Source organism: Kutzneria chonburiensis (genome assembly GCF_028622115.1).
Lineage (GTDB): Bacteria > Actinomycetota > Actinomycetes > Mycobacteriales > Pseudonocardiaceae > Kutzneria > Kutzneria chonburiensis.
This window is the reverse complement of record NZ_CP097263.1, coordinates 1,567,451-1,584,740: the sequence shown is the minus strand read 5'-3', so window position 1 is coordinate 1,584,740 and position 17,290 is coordinate 1,567,451. Positions and strand designations below refer to the sequence as shown.

The 17,290-nt window shown below is 70.2% G+C and carries 15 protein-coding genes; 6 read left to right on the top strand and 9 right to left on the bottom strand.

Translation table 11 applies throughout. The annotated features are described in order from the left end of the window. Positions 1-74: 74 nt before the first annotated feature. Positions 75-1,706 carry a GMC family oxidoreductase gene (locus tag M3Q35_RS07430; RefSeq protein ID WP_273940905.1) on the top strand — a complete coding sequence of 544 codons (1,632 nt, stop codon included), beginning with the start codon at positions 75-77 and terminating at the stop codon, positions 1,704-1,706. Further along, positions 1,703-3,271 carry a succinic semialdehyde dehydrogenase gene (locus M3Q35_RS07425; protein ID WP_273940904.1) on the top strand — a complete coding sequence of 523 codons (1,569 nt, stop codon included), beginning with the start codon at positions 1,703-1,705 and terminating at the stop codon, positions 3,269-3,271. The genes M3Q35_RS07430 and M3Q35_RS07425 overlap by 4 nt, the downstream gene beginning before the upstream one ends. Here the strand turns inward: M3Q35_RS07425 and M3Q35_RS07420 are convergent. Continuing rightward, positions 3,258-5,963 (bottom strand): AfsR/SARP family transcriptional regulator, encoded by a 2,706-nt coding sequence (locus tag M3Q35_RS07420; protein ID WP_273940903.1) that lies wholly within the window; start codon positions 5,961-5,963, stop codon positions 3,258-3,260. The genes M3Q35_RS07425 and M3Q35_RS07420 overlap by 14 nt on opposite strands. A gap of 138 nt (positions 5,964-6,101) precedes the next feature. On the opposite strand from M3Q35_RS07420, the gene M3Q35_RS07415 reads away from it, so the two are divergent. Further along, positions 6,102-8,429, top strand: a complete 2,328-nt coding sequence (locus M3Q35_RS07415; RefSeq protein ID WP_273940902.1) for a penicillin acylase family protein — start codon at positions 6,102-6,104, stop codon at positions 8,427-8,429. A gap of 70 nt (positions 8,430-8,499) precedes the next feature. On the opposite strand, the gene M3Q35_RS07410 is transcribed toward M3Q35_RS07415, so the two are convergent. Genes M3Q35_RS07410 through M3Q35_RS07400 form a run of 3 tightly spaced genes read right to left on the bottom strand, consistent with a single transcriptional unit; the run spans position 8,500 to position 10,408 of the window. Beyond that, entirely contained in the window at positions 8,500-8,991 is a 492-nt protein-coding gene (locus tag M3Q35_RS07410) for a PaaI family thioesterase (RefSeq protein ID WP_273940901.1), read from the bottom strand. Between the two features lie 2 nt (positions 8,992-8,993). Then, positions 8,994-9,491: a PaaI family thioesterase gene (locus M3Q35_RS07405; RefSeq protein WP_273940900.1), complete on the bottom strand. Its 498-nt coding sequence runs from the start codon at positions 9,489-9,491 to the stop codon at positions 8,994-8,996. Then, a complete protein-coding gene (locus tag M3Q35_RS07400; protein ID WP_273940899.1) occupies positions 9,488-10,408 on the bottom strand; it encodes a patatin-like phospholipase family protein in 921 nt (306 codons plus the stop codon). Before M3Q35_RS07400 ends, M3Q35_RS07405 begins: the two co-directional genes overlap by 4 nt. An 83-nt stretch (positions 10,409-10,491) precedes the next feature. Here M3Q35_RS07400 and M3Q35_RS07395 point away from each other — a divergent pair, with 83 nt between their 5' ends. Beyond that, positions 10,492-11,103 carry a TetR/AcrR family transcriptional regulator gene (locus M3Q35_RS07395; protein ID WP_273940898.1) on the top strand — a complete coding sequence of 204 codons (612 nt, stop codon included), beginning with the start codon at positions 10,492-10,494 and terminating at the stop codon, positions 11,101-11,103. Here M3Q35_RS07395 and M3Q35_RS07390 read toward each other — a convergent pair. Then, a complete protein-coding gene (locus M3Q35_RS07390) occupies positions 11,072-11,863 on the bottom strand; it encodes a helix-turn-helix transcriptional regulator (protein ID WP_273944280.1) in 792 nt (263 codons plus the stop codon). The genes M3Q35_RS07395 and M3Q35_RS07390 overlap by 32 nt on opposite strands. 49 nt (positions 11,864-11,912) lie before the next feature. Between M3Q35_RS07390 and M3Q35_RS07385 the strand changes: the two genes are divergently transcribed. Beyond that, positions 11,913-12,887, top strand: a complete 975-nt coding sequence (locus M3Q35_RS07385) for a DMT family transporter (RefSeq protein ID WP_273940897.1) — start codon at positions 11,913-11,915, stop codon at positions 12,885-12,887. Here the strand turns inward: M3Q35_RS07385 and M3Q35_RS48770 are convergent. Both M3Q35_RS48770 and M3Q35_RS07380 read right to left on the bottom strand, forming a co-directional pair. Next, a complete protein-coding gene (locus M3Q35_RS48770) occupies positions 12,791-13,003 on the bottom strand; it encodes a hypothetical protein (protein WP_420704771.1) in 213 nt (70 codons plus the stop codon). The genes M3Q35_RS07385 and M3Q35_RS48770 overlap by 97 nt on opposite strands. 145 nt (positions 13,004-13,148) lie before the next feature. Next, complete coding sequence (locus M3Q35_RS07380; RefSeq protein ID WP_273940896.1) at positions 13,149-13,391, bottom strand: helix-turn-helix domain-containing protein; 243 nt, start codon at positions 13,389-13,391, stop codon at positions 13,149-13,151. A gap of 84 nt (positions 13,392-13,475) precedes the next feature. On the opposite strand from M3Q35_RS07380, the gene M3Q35_RS07375 reads away from it, so the two are divergent. Further along, entirely contained in the window at positions 13,476-14,177 is a 702-nt protein-coding gene (locus tag M3Q35_RS07375) for an NADPH-dependent F420 reductase (RefSeq protein ID WP_273940895.1), read from the top strand. A gap of 4 nt (positions 14,178-14,181) precedes the next feature. Here M3Q35_RS07375 and M3Q35_RS07370 read toward each other — a convergent pair whose 3' ends face one another. Together M3Q35_RS07370 and M3Q35_RS07365 are read right to left on the bottom strand one after the other, a co-directional pair. Further along, the gene (locus M3Q35_RS07370; RefSeq protein ID WP_273940894.1) at positions 14,182-16,491 is read right to left on the bottom strand and encodes an FtsX-like permease family protein; all 2,310 of its coding nucleotides are present in this window, start codon (positions 16,489-16,491) and stop codon (positions 14,182-14,184) included. Next, a complete protein-coding gene (locus tag M3Q35_RS07365; protein ID WP_379793992.1) occupies positions 16,488-17,210 on the bottom strand; it encodes an ABC transporter ATP-binding protein in 723 nt (240 codons plus the stop codon). Before M3Q35_RS07365 ends, M3Q35_RS07370 begins: the two co-directional genes overlap by 4 nt. Positions 17,211-17,290 lie beyond the last annotated feature (80 nt).

Genomic DNA, 17,290 nt, shown 5'->3' with positions numbered 1-17,290 from the left:
CGGGTGGGTACGCAATACGGTGGCCGACAGACTAGAACACGTTCCAGTTTTGGGCGGCGGGCTAGGAGCGGCTGATGGCGAAGCAGGCGGCGCGGCGGGACGAGGCCGACTACGTGGTGGTGGGCTCCGGCAGCTCGGGGGCGGCCATCGCGGGCCGGCTGGCCGAGTCGGGGGCCAGCGTGATCGTGCTGGAAGCGGGCAAGAGCGACGAGCAGCTGCTGGTCAAGAAGCCGGGGCTGGTCGGCCCGATGCACGCGGTGCCGCAGCTGAAGCGGCTGGTGGACTGGGGCTACTACTCGGTGCCGCAGAAACACGTTCTCGATCGCCGGATGCCGGTGCCGCGGGGCAAGGTGGTGGGCGGCAGCAGCTCGATCAACGGCATGGTCTATGTCCGAGGCAACCGGGCGAACTTCGACGACTGGGCGGCCGAAGGCAACACGGGCTGGGACGCGGACAGCGTGAACGCGGCCTACAAACGCATGGAGGACTTCGAGGACGGCGAGACGGCGTTCCGAGGAGCGGGCGGCCCGATCCACATCACCCGGAGCACCACGCCGCAAGAGGCGTCGCTCCAGTTCGTGCAGGCCACGGCGGACGCGCTGGGCTGCCCGATCCTGGACGACTACAACGCGGAGTCGCAAGAAGGCGTCAGCCGCATGCAGCAGAACGCCGATCACGGCCTGCGCTACAGCGCCTCCCGCGGCTACCTGCACCACCTCGCGCCCCCGACGCTGGAACTCCAGTCGCGGGTGCTGGCCAGGAAGGTGATCATCGAGAACGGCCGCGCGACGGCGGTCGAGGTCACCGACGCCGACGGCACGCGGCGTATCGTCCGCGCGGGCAAGGAGGTCATCCTGGCCGCCGGCTTCATCGGGTCGGCCCAGCTGCTGATGCTCTCCGGCGTCGGCCACGCCGACCACCTGCGGGAACACGGCATCCCGGTGCTCGCCGACCTCCCGGTCGGCGACAACCTGCACGACCACATGTTCCACGCCCTGACCTTCAACGTCACCACCAGCCGCAACCGCGGCACCGGCTCGTACTACGCGCGCGGCATGGTCGAGGAGATGCTGCGCCCGGGCAGGACCTTCCTGGCCAACACGGTCTTCGAGGCGGTGGCCTTCCTCAAGACCTCCCAGGCCGACGGCATCCCCGACCTGCAACTCCAGGTCCTGCCCTGGGCCTACGTCTCGCCCAACCAGGACGCGCCGATCCGGCACGACGTCGACAAGCGCCCGGCCCTGACCGTGCTGACCACGCTGATCTACCCGCGCAGCCGCGGCACGCTGCGGCTGGCCTCGGCCGACCCGACCGAGACACCGCTGATCGACTTCCAGTACCTGGCCGACTCGGCCGATCTCGACGTGCTGGCCGAGGGCAGCGAGATGGTCCGGGAGATCATGGCCTCGGCGGCGTTCAACGGCGCGGTCAAGGAGGAGATCCACCCCGGCATCAAGCTCAAGGGTCAGGAGTTGCGGGACGCGATCCTCAATCGCGCGACCTCGGTCTACCACGGCGTCGGCACGTGCCGGATGGGCGTGGATGAACTCGCGGTCGTGAGCCCGGACCTCAAGGTGCGGGGCATCGACGGGTTGCGGGTGTGCGACGCCTCGATCATGCCGTCGATCACCGGCGGCAACACCAACGCGCCCTGCATCATGATCGGCGAGATGGGCGCGCGACTCGTACTCGGGAGCGGATCATGACCCTGACCCCGGTCCAGCTCACCCGCCCCGCGTCCGTCACCGACGCCTTCCTCCAGCAGCTCATCGCCCGCGTGCCGGGCGGCAGTCCCTGGCGGCTCACCGAGGTCTACACCGGCGAACTGCTGGTCGAACTGCCGCAGTCCACGCCGGACGACATCGAGCAGGCGTTCGCGAAATCCCGTGCGGCGCAACGACAGTGGGCGCTAACATCGATCAAGGACCGGCTTGCGGTGTTCAAGCGGGCGCACACGCTCTTCGTCGACAACGCCCGCACGGTCACCGACCTCATCCAGGTGGAGAGCGGCAAGAACCGGCTGATGGCCATCGAGGAAACGTGCGACCCGCCGATGGTCATGAGCCACTACCTCAAGCGCGCGGCCAAGTTGCTGGCGCCGACCAAGCGCGGCGGCCCGGTGCCGATGCTGACCTCGTCGACCGAGATCCGCCAGCCCAAGGGTGTCGTCGGCATCATCGCGCCGTGGAACTTCCCCTTCGCCACCGGCATTTCCGACGCGATCCCGGCACTGATGGCCGGCAACGGCGTGGTGCTCAAGCCGGACAACAAGACGGCGCTCTCGCCGCTGTACGGCATCCAGCTGCTGGAAGAAGCCGGCCTGCCGGAAGGCCTGTTCCAGGTGGTCTGCGGCGAGGGGCCGGACGTCGGCCCGACCCTCATCGACAACGCCGACTACGTCATGTTCACGGGATCGACGGCCACCGGCAAGGTGATCGGCGAGCGGGCCGGCCGCAACCTGATCGGCTGCTGCCTCGAGCTCGGCGGCAAGAACCCGATGATCGTGCTGGCCGACGCCGACCTGGACGCGGCCGTGCAGGGAGCGATCTTCGGCGCCTTCGGCAACACCGGCCAGATCTGCATGCACATCGAGCGCATCTACCTGCCGGAGTCCCGCTACGACGAGTTCAAGACCGCCTACGTGGCCAAGGCGCAAAGCCTGGACGTCCGCGCCGCCTACGAGTTCGGCCCGGAGATGGGCTCGCTGGTCTCCGTGGAGCACATGAAGCGGGTCATGTCCCATGTGGACGATGCCGTGGCCAAGGGCGCGACCGTGCTGTGCGGCGGCAAGCCTCGCCCCGATCTCGGTCCGGCTTTCTTCGAGCCGACGATCCTCGAAGGCGTCACCAAGGACATGCTCTGCGGGGTCACGGAGACCTTCGGACCCGTGGTCGCGCTGCACAAGTACCGCACGGTCGATGAGGCCGTCGCGTTGGCCAACGACACCGACTACGGCCTCAACGCCTCGGTCTGGGGCAGCGACATCACCGCCGCCCGGGCGGTCGCCGCCCGCATCGAGTCCGGCAACGTCAACATCAACGACATCCTGGCCACCGCCTACGCGGCCAAGGGCACACCGTCCGGCGGGTTCAAGAAGTCCGGTGTCGGGGCCCGGCACGGCGATCAGGGCCTGCTCAAGTACACCGACGTGCAGAACATGGCTGTGCTGAAGAAGCAGGTCATGGGCCCACGGCCCGGCCAGGACCCGGACAAGTACGTGACGAGCATGCTGTCCGGGCTGAAGATGATGCGGCGGTTCAGGATTCGCTAGGCAGGGTGGCCAGGCCGTCCGTCATGATGGCCGAGAACCCGTCCTTCGGCAGGGTCCGGTACAGGTCGAGGCCCCGCGACCAGGCCGCGCGGGCCTGCTCGACGTCGCCGAGATCCCGCCGGCACTCCCCGACGAACGCCAGGTAGGACGCGGCCAGCGAGATGTTGCCGATCCGGGTCGCGGTGTCGACCACCCACTCGTACCGCGTCAGCGCGCCAGCCAGATCGCCGCGCTCGCGGTCGAGCCAGGCGAGATGGCCGACGGCATTGGCCTCCTCGCTGACCAGTTCGTGCTCGCGGGCGACGGCCACCGAGCGCGCCAGGTCGGCCGCTGCCTCGTCCATCGCACCGAGGCGACCACGGCAGTGCGCCAGCGCAGTGGACACGCGGCAGAAGAACAGCGGATGCTCGTCGGGATCGGCCAACGCCAGGGCCTTCAGGTTGTGCTCGACTGACTTCTTGTCGTCGCCCAGGTACTCCCAGGCGCCGGCCAGCACGTGCTGGGTGTGCGCGATCTCGACGGTGTCGCCGAGCCGTTCGGCCGTGGCCAACGCCTCGTCCAGCACCTCCACCGCGGACGCCGGCGTGCCGCCGAGGATGGCGTCGCTGGCGAACAGCCGGCGGGTCTTGAGCGCCGCCAGGTCGTCGCCGGCCCGGTCGGCCACGACGATGGCTCGCCGGCCGAGGTCGAGCCATTCGGCGCACCGGCCACGGCGCACGCGGAAATCGGTGGACTTGAGCAGCAGGTCGACCAGCGGCTGGCACCAGTCGTGGTCGGCCGCCAGCTCGGCGGCGGCCAGCAGGCAGTCGTGCTCGGCGTCGAACCAGGCCACCGCTTCGTCCAATGTGGACGGTTCGGCCGGCTCGACGCCGGACGTCAAGGGCTCCAGCGCTGTCAGCGTGGCGGTTGGCCGCATCGCCAGGTCGGCTCGCCACACGCTCAGCCGGTAGAAGTCGAAGACCCGGAGCAAGGCCGTCGACAGGTTCGGGGACGACAGTTCCCGCGCGTGCAACCGAACCAGGTCGTGCATACGGTACCGATGATGGGGCGTGCGGGCGATCAGGCTGGCGTTCTCCAACTGGCGCAACAGGTTTCGTACCGCCGGGATCTTGACGCCGGCCAGCGCCGCCGCGGCGGCCACGCTGATGTCCGGGCCGGGCGCGGAGCCGAGCAGGGTGAACAGCTCGACCGCATCCGGCGGCAGCGAGCGCAGGCTGGACGAGAACACCGCCCGCAGGCTCAGGTCGATCTCGCCGGAATCCAGACCGTCCAATCGGGACGCTTGGTCGCGCAGCTCGTCGGCCAGCTCGGACAACGGCAGATCCGGCTGCGTGACGGCTCTCGCGGCCACGATCCCCAACGCCAGCGGCAATCCGGCGCAATGCTCGACCAGGTCGTCAAGGGCGGGCTCCGACAGCCGCGGGGAATCCAGCTGCCGCACAAAGAGATCCCGGGCTTCGGCGTCATCCAGCACGTCCACGAGAACCGGCCGCGCCCCGTGCGAGGTGACGAGCCCGGCGAGCCGGTTCCGGCTGGTGACCAGCGCGGAGCCGCCGCCGGGCAGCAGCGGCGCGACCTGTGCGGTGTCGCCGGCGTTGTCCAGCACCACCAACAGCCGACGGCCGGCGGTCGTGCTGCGGTAGAGCGCGGCCCGCGACTGGCGGTCGGCCGGGATCACCGCGCTGTCCACGCCGAGCCCCTGGAGGAAGCCGAGCAGGGCGGCGTCGGGCGACATCGGCTCGCCCGGACCGAATCCGTGCAGGTCGACGTACAGCTGGCCGTCGGGAAAGTGCTCGAGGTTGCGGCCGGCCCACTGCAACGCCAGCCACGTCTTGCCGACCCCGCCGATCCCGGACAGGACCCGCGTGCCGCCGGCCCTCAGCTCGTCCAACTGGGCCAGCAGGTCGGCCCGGCCGACGAAGGACGGCGCCGCGGTCGGCAGCTGGCGTGGCACCGCGACCGCGGCGGCGATGTCCGCCTCGCCGGTGAGTATCTGCTGGTAGATGGCCTGCAACTGGGGGCTCGGGTCCACGCCGAGCTCGGTGGCCAGCCGGGTGCGGATACGGCCGTGCTCGGCGATCGCCTTGGCCTGCCGGCCGGCCCGGTACAGGGCCAGCATGGTCTGCCCGCTCAGCCGCTCGTCCAGCGGATACACCGCGAGCAGCTCTTCCAACTGCGGCAGGATCTGGCTGTGCCGGCGGCGGCGCAGCTCGATGTCGTTGAGGTCGAGCCGGGCCGTGAACCGGAGACGCGCGAACTCCTCACGCAGCAGCACCGCCCACTCCGAGTCGACGCCGGGCAGCGCCTCCTCGGCCGACAGCTCCAGCGCCCGGCGGAGCAACACTGCCGCCGCCTGGTCGTCCCGGGCGTCGGCTGCCGCGTCGATCAGGTCCCGGAACTCGTTGGCGTCAACCGATTCCGGGGCGATGTCGACGAAGTAGCCGCCGCGCTCCGCGACCACCGGCACCCCGACCGACCGCAGCCGGGAGAAGTAGCTGTGCAGCGTGCCGCGGGCCAGGCGCGGCGGCCGCTCGCCCCAGACCCGGTCGACCAGCGCGTCGGCCGGCACGCTCCGGCCCGCGTCCACCACCAGCGCCGCCAGCACGTGCCGCTGGCGGGCGTGGCCGACGTCAACCTCGTCGTCGCCGTCGAACGCGCGCACTCCCCCGAACACCGTGAAGCGCAAGGACACGTTCTCTCCCGGATGGTTGTCGCAGCGCACCCATCCTGCCACACCGCTGCCCGAAGGGGCCGCCCGAAAACGCAATTCGTTGAACCGGCGCGGCTCTCGGTGGCACGCTCGCATTTGCCGCCGGACCTCGGAGGGACAATGCGCCGCTTGCTCGTCCTCACGGCCGTGCTGACCACCGCGCTCGGCGTGGTCACGCCCGCGGCCGCCGACTCGGTGATCACCGTGCCCGGGTTGCGGGAGCCGGTGCAGCTGATCGACGACCGGTGGGGCGTGCCGCACCTGTTCGCCCGGAACACCGCGGATCTGTTCCTGGCCCAGGGTTTCAACGTCGCCAAGGACCGGCTGTTCCAGATCGATCTGGCTCGGCGACGCGGACTCGGCCTGCTGTCCGAGGTGCTCGGTCCGTCCTATGTGGACCAGGACACGGCGGCGCGACTGTTCCTGTACCGAGGCGACATGACCGCCGAGTGGAACAGCTACGGCCCCGACGCTCGGCTGGCCGCGACCCAGTTCACCGCCGGTATCAACGCCTATGTCGACTGGTTGGCCCAGCATCCGACGGAAATGCCGGCAGAATTCCGGAAACTGGGCTATACGCCGTCGCACTGGAGTCCTGAGGACATCGTACGGATCCGCAGCAACGGCCTGATCGGCAACGCCGCGAGCGAGGTCGCCCGGTCGCAGGTGGCGTGCGCCGGTGGGGCGCAAGCGGATCGTCTGCGTGTGCCGTTGGAGCCGGCCCACGAGGAGACGGTGCCGGCCGGCTTCGACCCGTGCTCGCTGCCAGCCGACGTGCTGCGCACCTACCAGCTGGCCACGCAGCCGGTCGCGTTCACCGGCACCAGCGTGCAGGCGCTGACGGCCGAGACCCCCGACTTCACCGAGGGCAGCAACAACTGGGCGATCTCGCCCAGCCGGACCGCGACCGGCCGGCCGATCCTGGCCAACGACCCGCACCGGGCCTACGGCGAGCCGTCGCTGCGCTACCTCGTGCAGCTGTCCGCGCCCGGGCTGGACGCGATCGGGGCCGGCGAGCCGTCGCAGCCGGGGATCTCGTTGGGGCACACCGACTCCATCGCGTTCGGGCTGACCGTGTTCCCGACCGACCAGGAGGACCTGTACGTCTACCAGCTGGACCCGAACGACCCGACCCGGTACCGCTACGGCGACGGCTGGGAGCGGATGACCCAGGTGACCGAGCGGATCCCGGTTGCCGGCGGCCAGACTCGAACCGTGACCGAGCAGTACACCCGGCACGGCCCGGTGATCAAGGTCGATGCCGTTCACCACACCGCCTATGCCATCCGCACGGTCTGGTCGCAGCCCGGGACCGCGCCGTACCTGCAAAGCCTGAAGCTGTTGCGCACAAAGAATTTCACTCAGTTCACCGAGGCCATGCGGGGCTGGGGCACGCCGTCGGAGAACCAGGCCTACGCCGACACGCGGGGCAACATCGGCTGGGCTCCCGGCGGGTTGACACCCAAGCGCATCGGGTACGACGGGCTGTTCCCCGTGCCCGGCGACGGCCGCTACGAGTGGTCTGGTTTCTTCACCGGCGACGACCTGCCCCGCTCGCTCAATCCGGCCAGTGGCTTGGTTGTTACCGCTAACCAGATGAACCTGCCGCCCGGCTACCAGGACAAGGGCCTCGGCTACGAGTGGGGCGACGCGGTCCGCTACCAGCGCATCACCGACGTGCTCTCGGCCAACGCCAAGTCGACCGTCGCCGACTCGACGCTGTTACAGACCGACCAGACTTCCCTGTACGCGCAACGAATCGTCGCGTTGCTGCACGACCTTGCCGTGCCAGAGATGATCAAGCAGTGGGACGGCGTCGTCGGCGTCGACTCCGCGCCGGCCGCGCTCTACGAGGTCTGGCGCAAGCGCTACCTCGGGCCCGCACTCCTCCGGGCCGCGGTGCCCGCCGCCGCGAGTCTCATTGTTCGCCCTAACAACTCGGCGTTGGTCGACGCCTTGGAGCATCCCGACACCTGGCTCGGCGGCGCCGCCAACCGCGATCAGCTGCTGACCAGCTCGCTCGCCGAGGCATACGCCGCCACCAGCGCGTTGCTCGGCGCCGATCCGTCCAAGTGGAAGTGGGGCGATCTCCAGTTCACCCTCTTCCAACATCCCCTGGCTCCCCTGCTCAGCGCCGAGGACCGGGCCCGGTTCAACGTCGGCCCCATCCGCCACGGCGGCGACGAGACCACCGTCAACGCCTCCGGCTTCCAGGCCACCAACTTCCAGCAGACCGGCGGGCCGACCGTGCGGATGGTCTTCGACGTCGGCAACTGGGACGCGTCCCGTGCCGTCAACTCTCCCGGCCAGTCCGGCGATCCCGACAGCCCGCACTATCGCGACCTGGCCCCGCTCTGGGCCGCCGGGACCACGTTCCCGCTGCTGTACAGCCGGGCGGCGGTGGAACTGAACGCTCAGGACCGGTTCCTGCTGGTCCCTGGTCGCTAGGCCACCGAATCGTTGCCGGAGGCGCTGCGTGAGCAGGGAGGTCACCTGGCCAGCCTGCCGCAAGCGCACATCACGCGTCGGGCGGAAACACCATGCAGGAGCTGGTGGCGTAGGCCAACAATCGGTCGTCCTTGTCCCGTACTTCGGCTCGGGCCAAGGCGGTTCGGCGGCCGCGGTTGAGCACGATGCCGATCGCGCGGACCGGACCGACGTCCGCGGTGATCGGGCGCAGGTAGCGCACGGTCAGATTCAGTGTGGTGTAGGAGGTTCCGGCCGGCACGGTGGTGTGGATGGCGCTGCCGGCGGCGCTGTCCAACAGCGTGGCGGCGAAACCACCGTGCACGGCGCCGATCGGGTTGTACAGGTGCTCGCCGACATCGGCCACGAACACCACGCGTCCCGGCTCGACCTCGGCCAGCCGGAAGCCGTAGGTGGCCGCGACCGGCATCCGCCCGTCCTCGCCGGCGGCGAGTAGGTGCCGGGTGAAGGCAAGGCCGTCCATGCCCCGCCCGAGCTTGTCGAGCTCGGCCGGGTCATGCCAGCTGTAGGTGCGTTGTCCCACGGTCATCCTTCGAGGTCGAACAGCATGCAGGAGCTGGTTCCGTGCACCAGCAGGCGGTCGTCGCCGTCGCGAAGCTCCACAGTGGCCAGTCCGGTGCGGCGGCCGCGGCTGATCGCGGTGCCGATGGCGTGGATCGGGCCAGCAGTGTCCAAAGTGATCGGTCGCAGGTAGTGCAGCGACAGGTCCATGCTGACGTAGCCGACGCCGGCCGGGAGCAGGGTGTGGATCGCACTGCCGGCGGTGCCGTCCATCAGCGTCGCGGCGAAGCCGCCGTGCACGGTGCCGATCGGGTTGAACACGTGCTCGCCGATCTCGCCGACGAACACCACCCGTCCCTGCTCCACCTCGGTGATGCGGAACGGAAGCGTGCTGGCCATGGGAATCCTGGCCTCCTCGCCGGCCACCATGAGGTGGCGCAGGAAGTCCAGGCCCGACATGGTGCGGGCGAGCGCCGCCAGCTCCGCCGGATCGGCCCACGAGTGCGTACGGGTCCGGCTCATGCCGACCCACCCAACGCGGCCATCGCCGCGGCCCGTCCAGTGTCGACGACGACGCGCAGGATCTCGGCCCGTCGCTCGGTTCGGCCCACGGAAGGGCTGCCGAGCGGTGGGCGGATGGACACCACGGCGGGATCCGAGAGCAACCGCTCCTCCTCGGCACGGAGTTCGGCACGGCGCAGCCACGGGTCGACGGCGCCGGGGGCGTAGCGGGCGAACCAGCGGGACAGCAACAGTCGCTCGCCGCGGGACGGGGCCAGTGAGGGTTCGTCGAGGCGGCGCGTGCGGAGGGCGACGATGTGGGTGGCCCCCTGGTCCAGGGCGGTGCGCACGGGAACGCCCTCGCTGACGCCGGAGTCGATCAGCGGCCGGCCGTCGATGGTGATGGGCTCGCCGGCCAGGAACGGCATGGCGGTGGACGCCCGCAACGCGGCCTGGAGGCCGGCCGCGTCGTGGATCCGGTCGTGCAGGTCGACCGGCCGGCCGGTACGGGCGTCGGTGGCCATGGGGTGGAACTCGACGGGGTTGTCCAGCACGTCCTGGAAACCCATTGGCATGATCGACGTGTAGACGGTGTGCACCAGGTAGTGCGTGTCGACGATCGGCCGACCGCGCAGCGCCCGGCGAGGGTTGATCGTGGTGCCCATGATCTCCGGGTCCCACCAGGCGTGCTGGGTCTTCTCGGCCAGCCCGCACAGCAGCCAGGCGGCGTTGAGCGAGCCGGCCGAACTGCCGTAGACGGCGTCGAAGGCCGGCAGCAGGCCCAGCTGCTCGATGGCGATGGTCATGCCGCTCGAGTACGCGCCGCGAGAGCTGCCGCCCTCGATCAACAACACCAGACGCGCGTCATCGCGACGGGCGCCCGGGACACTTCCCTGCCGCTTGCGTTCGTGCAGCAGCTCGACAACGGTGGCGGTCACCCTGCCTTTATACCGTATCGTTGTTCCGTAACGTCGATACGAGACGCGGCTAACACCGTTACGTAACGTGTTATGATCACGGGATGCCCCGCGTCAAGCAGCGCACCGAAGACCTCCGCGAACGCGGCCTTGCCGGCGCGCTCGCCGTGCTCGACGAAGAGGGCGTCGCCGGGCTGACCACGCGGGCGGTCGCCGGCCGGGCCAACGCCTCGCTGCCGGCGATCTACGAGGTCTTCGGCGACAAGGCCGGCATCGTGCGGGAGGTCTTCTTCCACGGCTTCCACCTGCTGGCCGAGGAACTCGCCGCACTGCCGGAGGCTCCAGATCCGCTGGCCGGCGTCCGGCAGCTGGCCGAGGCGTTCCGCCGGTTCATCGTCGGCAACCCGGTGCTGGCCGAGATCATGTTCGCGCGACCGTTCGCCGACTTCGACCCCACCGCCGAGGAGACGAAAGCCGGCGTGCGGGTGCGCAAGGTCTTCACCCGGCGCATCCGCGAGGCCGTCGAGGCGGGCGTGCTGACCGGCGACCCCACCGATATCGCGCTGGTGCTGTTCGTCTACGCCGAGGGCATGGCCAAGGCCGAGAACGCACACCGGCTCGGCGGCACCAGACACTCCATCGACCGCCGCTGGCGGCTCGGCCTCAACGCCCTGCTGGACGGCTTCAGCGGCGCTTCGCGTAGCGCGACGGACTGACCCCGAGCATGCGCTTGAAGTGCCGAGTCAGGTGCGACTGGTCGTAAAAACCGACCTCGGACGCGACTGTGCCGGCCGGCATGCCCGACAGCAGCAGCTGCCGGGCCATCTCCACCCGCCGGCCGGTGAGGTAGAGGTGCGGCGGGATGGCGAACCGCCGGGTGAACGCGCGGACCAGGTGCGCGGGATGCGTGTGCAGCAGCCCGGCCGCCTCGTCCAGGGTGAGGCCGGAGGTCAGTCTGGCGTCGAGCAGGTCGTGCAGGTCGTCGGCGACGCCGCGACGCGGCGGGGCGACGTCGACCGCGGGCCGATGGAACTGCGTGGACAGTCGATCCACGATCAACGCCAGCCGGCTCTGGGCCTCGAAGGACTCGCCTGTTAGCGCCAACACTCCATGCAGGCGACTGATTCTGTCCCACAACAGCGGATCGGACAGGTTGGGTCGGTCGGTTGCCGGGCCGATCAACGTCGCGTCCAGCGCGTCCTCGGTCAGGTAGACGACCCGCTTGCGGAAACCCTGCGGCGCGGCGGTCCGGCCGTCGTGCGGCACGTGCGGCGGCAGCAGCAGGACCTGGGAGCGCAGGGTGTCGTGGTCATGACGGTCCAGGTCGAACCGCAGCAGGCCGTCGTCGAGGATCAGCAGTGTCCACACGGTGTGCGTGTGCAGCGGGTAGGCGTGCTGGGTGAAGTGGGCGTGGAACACCTCGGTGATGCCGGGCACGTCCGGGCGCCACGCCCGAACCTCGGATTCACCGACCATGTCAGGAACGTACAAGACCGCGACCGGGATCGGCAGCACGATGACTGCCATGTCCGCTCAATCACGTTCCGGGCCGTACCTGTACCTGCTCATCACCATGGTCCTGTTCGGCTCGGCGTTCACCGGGTCCAAGGTCGTCGTCGGCGAGGTGCCGCACGAGGTGGCGGCCTTGCTGCGCTTCGGCGGCGCCGCCGTGTTCCTCGTGCTGCTGCTCGGCCTGAGCCGTGACGGCGCGCGGTTTCGCTGGCGCGATCTGCTCGTCGTCGGCGGCTCCGGCCTGATCGGCGTCTTCGCCTACAACTTTTTCTTCTTCTGGGGCCTGACCTTGTCGCCGGCCGTCGACGGCAGCCTCATCGTGCCGGTGTTCAGTCCCGTCCTGACGACCGTCGCACTACTGGCGTCAGGCCGGGAAACGGCGTCAGCACTGAGGATCACGGGTCTGATCACCGCCGTGGCCGGTGCGGTGGTGTTCTTCGTCGGTATCAGCATCGGCGGCTTCTCCGGCGAGCGCATCGGTGGCGATCTGCTCTACGTGCTGGCTGCCGCGTGCTGGGCCGCGTACAGCATCATCTCCAAGAAGGTGTTGCACGGCATGGCTCCGCTGCGGGCCACCACCTACGCAACCGGCGCCGGCGCGCTGGCCCTCGCGGTGGCCGCCGTCCCGTCACTGTCCACAACGGACTGGGCCGGTGTGCGACCGTCCACTTGGGCCATTGTCGTGTTCCTGGCCATCGGGCCGACCGCGATCGCCTATCTGTTCTACTTCCGCGCGTTGCGGTCGGTCGGCCCGGTTACCGCTACCATCAGCATGTTCACCGTGCCGGTGTTCGGCACCGTGTCGTCGGTGGTGTTCCTCGGCGAGTCCTTCACCGCGCTCCAGGCCGTCGGCGCGCTCATCACGATCGCCGGCGCCCTGCTGGCCGTCCTTCAGGGCAGCGGAAAGGCCCGACAGTCCACAGAGGACTCCGACGGCAACGGGCTGGCGCCGGCCGGCGAGAGGGCGTCCAGCACGAGCACGACGTAACGCCGCCAGCCGTCCTCGACGTAGCTCAGACTGGTCAACATCATCAAAAGCCGGTGCACGTCGTTCGGCGTGACATCGGCCCGGACGAGACCGGCCGCCTGAGCCCGGCCGGTCAGCTCGCCCAGCGCGACGCGCAGCGGGGCCGCCCCGTCGCAGCTGACGACGCAGAAGTTGGTGGCCGCCGTGGCGAGGTTGCGGTCACGGGCGGTGAGCGCGAGGGTCGCCTCGACCAGGCCGACGAGGCCGCGCAGGGGGTTCTCGTCAGCCTCGGCGCGCTCGATGGCCGCGCGGAGGTCCTCCGTGACGTTGAGGTTGACGACCGCCTGGAGCAGGTCGTCCTTGGAGGAAATGCCGGTAGAGCGTCCGGATGCCCACGCCGGCCCGGCGGGCCACCTCCTCGAGCGGGGCGTCCGGGCCGAGGTCGGCGAACACGTCCCGGGTGGCGCTCAGGATGCGCTCGCTGTTGCGCACGGCGTCGGCGCGGGCGGTCCGCTCGGGGGTCACACGGTGATTCTAGCAACCGACAGGCGACTGTCACTTGTGCTAGGTTCGGACGAAGTGACATTCGACTGCCACTTGGAGGGCACCGTGACACTCGCACTCATCGGCACCGGCAACATCGGCAGCACCGTGGCCCGACTGGCCGTCGACACCGGCATCGACGTCGTGCTCAGCAACTCCCGCGGGCCGGAGACGCTGGCCGACCTGGTCGCCGAGCTCGGCCCCCGGGCCCGCGCCGCCACCGCCGCCGAGGCGGCCGCGGCCGGCGACATCGTGGTCGTCACCATCCCGCTGCACGCCTACACGCAGCTGCCGGTGGCCGAGCTGGCCGGGAAGACCGTGATCGACACCCTGAACTACTACCCGCAGCGGGACGGGAACATCCCCGAGCTCGACTCCGGCGAGCTGACCACCAGCGGACTGCTGCAACGGCACCTGGTCGGGGCCCACGTGGTCAAGGGCTTCAACAACATCTTCTTCAAGGCGCTGGCCACGCTGGGCCGGCCGGCCGGCGCGCCCGACCGCAGTGCGCTGCCGATCGCCGGGGACGACGCGGCGGCGAAGGCTGCTGTGGTGGAGCTGCTGGACCGGCTCGGTTACGACGCGGTTGACGTCGGCGGGCTGGCCGACAGCTGGCGCAGCGAGAACGGGAAGCCGGCCTACGCCTTGGCTTACACCCCGGAGGCGCCGGCCGGACTGTCCCAAGAGGACGCCATGCGGTGGCTCGTCGAGTCGGCGCCGGCGCCGGCTTCGGCCGACCGGATTCGGGAGCTCCTCGCCAAGGCGTGACCGGTCACTCGGTACGCAGTGCGGCCAACCGGGTGGCGGCGCGCAGGAAAGGCAGACTGCACGCCGTCACCAGGAGCACCAGGGCGACCGCGACCGCCGCGAAGATGCCGATCGTCGGCCAGTCGATACGCAATGCCTGCCCGGTAAGGCGAATGACCAGACCAGCGATGGCAATGCCGACGCCGACCGCGACGACGACGCCGAGCACGACAGGAACGGCGGTCTGCCACAGCAGCGAACGCGCCAGCACGGAACGGGGAACGCCGGCCGCGGCGAGCATGGCCAGCGGGCGGCGGCGTTCGCGGACCTGCTCAAGCGTGAGCACGAGCATGCTGATACCGGCCAGGAACAATGTGAAGACGGAGCCGGTGAGCAGCGCGGCGCGGACGGTGGCGAAGCTGCTCTGCCCGGCGTTGACCACATCACTGGTGCTGTAGGAGACAAAAGCCTGCCAGGTCAACGGGGCAACGGCGGTGGCGATCCGGTCGGTGGCGTCGGGCACGGCGGGATCGGTGTCCACCCACGTCTCGGTGTGACGTTCCAGAGGCAGGCCGGTGGCCAGTGCCGGAGTGAGCACGACACCGTCCACAATGTACGGACCGGCGCCGCGAGCGACGGGCTGAGTCACGGTGGGCAAGCTGGGAACGGTAAAGGAGCCCAAGGTCTGCGACGCGCCGACGCCGTAGCCGGCGGCGGCCAGCCGCCAGGTGTCGCCGGGCCGTGGGGCGGACTGGGCGGCGGAGCCGGCCAGGAAACCTTGCCCGTCAACGCAATGGTCGACATGCAGCACGAGAGTGATGGTGGCGCAAGGGGCCACGGTGACGTCGTAGGTCAAGGAGCCGGCGAACGCGGCGATGCTGGCGACGGGATAGACATGCTTCGCGGCAGGCACTGCGGCCAGCGCATCGGACACGCGAGAAGCGCTGGCCGCAGTGGAATAGACGGTCACCCAGTTGTCGGAGGAATCCGGGGTCGTGTACTGGATCGCCGTCGACAGCAGCATGAGCTGCATGGCGATGGCGGAAGCCAGGACGACGGCAACGCCGCTGACGACCCGAGCCGGAGTGCCGCTGTCGAGCTGGAGGCGGCGGATGGCCAGCTGCCACGACGGAGCGCCACCGTGAATGCGGTCGACCGAACGTTCCAGCAGCCACGGCACAATCGCCGGCACCCCGATGAGCAGTGCTGAGGCCCCGATGGTGACCTGGGCGATGAGCCAACCGTCGGCGGGCATGGACCGGGCGGCCAGCAGCAGGGCGATGCCGCCGACGATCAGGGCGAGACGCCACCAGGCGCGGCGGCGCACGGGCTTGCCGCCGCGGACGACGCCGAGGGGCTCGATGATCACCCGGCGCAGGGCGAACAGCACGGTGCCGACCGTGAGCACGGGCACCAACAGCACGACCAGCACGGTGAGCGGCACCGACGGCACCACGTCGGAGGTGAAGAAGCTCCAGCCCAGCAGCTCGAACCGGGGCGCGAGCTGCCGGAGCCCGAGGAAGACGAGCGTGCCGAGCAGCAGTCCGAACGCGGCGGCGACCAGCGATTCGGCGGCGGCGATCCGCCGGACCTGACGGTCGCCGGCGCCGACCAGACGCAGCGCGGCCAGCCGGCGATCCCGCTGCGCCCCGGCGATTCGGCTGCTCACCGAGACGAAGATGAAGATCGGGATGAGCAGGGCGACGCTGCTGATCACGGTGACGATCAGCAGGGTCGGATCGCCGAGGCCGGAAGCCCCGGGCCGGCCGAAGGAATACGCAGTGACCACAGTGGACAGACCGGGTCCGCCCGCGACGGGCAGCGGACCGGTGCCGGCATAGAACACCAGATCGGCGGGGCCGCGCAGGCCGGCGTCGCCGATCTCACCGACGACCCGCTGCGGAAACCGTTGTCGCAGCTCGGGATTCTCGGCGATCAACCGCGCAAGGGCCGGGGACAGCACGATTTCGGCAGGGCCGGGCAGGGCGGCGAGGCCGGGCGGCACGGGCGAGTGGGGCCCGGTGCCGTGGAGGTAAGACCCGTCGATGGATAGGGTCTTAAACGACGTGGAGGACTGAAGGACCTGGGTCGGACTGACGCCGCTGATCACGGTGGAGTTGGCCGCGCGGGCGGCCAGTCGGCCGTTCACGCCGGTGGTGATGGTGCCGACCGAGGCGAACAGCAGCAGCACCGTGGCGGCAAGACCGATGCCGACGGTGCCCAAGGCCAGACGAGCCCACGATGTCCGCCCGCCGCCGACGGCCAGCCGCAGGCCGAGCGCGAAGTCGCGCAGCCAGCTGTCCCGCGCGACCGGCCGCGACACCGTGGACGTCACAGCATCGACCCGACTTCTCGGGTTCGGCCGTCGCGGACGATGACCTCCCGGTCCGAATACGCGGCGACGCGCGGCTCATGGGTGACGAGCACGACCGCGGCCCCGGTGTCCTTGGCCGCGGAGACGAGCAGCGTCATCACCCGCTCGCCGTTGAGGGAGTCGAGCGCGCCGGTCGGCTCGTCGGCGAAGACCACGCGTGGCCCGGAAACCAGCGCCCGGGCAACGGCGACGCGCTGCCCCTGCCCACCGGACACGTCGCCGGGGCGCTTCGCGGCGACGTCGGCTACCTCCAGCCGTTCCAACCACTCGCGCGCGGCCTCGTCGGCGGCGCGCCGGGCGACGCCGGCCAACCGCAGCGGCAGCGTCACGTTCTCCAGGCACGACAGTTCCGGCACCAGCTGCCCGAACTGAAACACGAAGCCGAAATCGGTACGCCGCAGCGCACTGCGTTCCATGTCGGACATGGCCCCGATGTCCGTGCCGGCGTAGTGCACGGCCCCGGCGTCCGGCGCGATGATGCCGGCCAGGCAGTGCAGCAGCGTGGACTTGCCGGAACCCGACGGGCCCATCACCGCGACCACCTCCCCCGCGTGGACCGCGAGGTTGGCCCGGTCGAGCGCGGGCGTCGGCCCGAACGCCTTGACCAGATCGGTGCCGCGCAGCAGCGCCTCGCCTCGGCGATCGCCGGCCAGCGTGCCGTCCGGGGACGGTGTGGTCACGCTCATGACTCCCCTGCCTGCCGTCTTGAGCAACTCTCGCACGCCCGCCGACCGGGCGCTCGCCACTATACACCACGTCT

Bases quoted from the DNA above. Each gene is read 5' to 3' on its own strand.
- M3Q35_RS07425 (WP_273940904.1), top strand. From the start codon at position 1,703: ATGACCCTGACCCCGGTCCAGCTCACCCGCCCCGCGTCCGTCACCGAC.
- M3Q35_RS07385 (WP_273940897.1), top strand. From the start codon at position 11,913: ATGTCCGCTCAATCACGTTCCGGGCCGTACCTGTACCTGCTCATCACC.
- M3Q35_RS07405 (WP_273940900.1), bottom strand. From the start codon at position 9,491: ATGAGCCGGACCCGTACGCACTCGTGGGCCGATCCGGCGGAGCTGGCG.
- M3Q35_RS07390 (WP_273944280.1), bottom strand. From the start codon at position 11,863: ATGGTCGGTGAATCCGAGGTTCGGGCGTGGCGCCCGGACGTGCCCGGC.
- M3Q35_RS07430 (WP_273940905.1), top strand. From the start codon at position 75: ATGGCGAAGCAGGCGGCGCGGCGGGACGAGGCCGACTACGTGGTGGTG.
- M3Q35_RS07395 (WP_273940898.1), top strand. From the start codon at position 10,492: ATGCCCCGCGTCAAGCAGCGCACCGAAGACCTCCGCGAACGCGGCCTT.
- M3Q35_RS07415 (WP_273940902.1), top strand. From the start codon at position 6,102: ATGCGCCGCTTGCTCGTCCTCACGGCCGTGCTGACCACCGCGCTCGGC.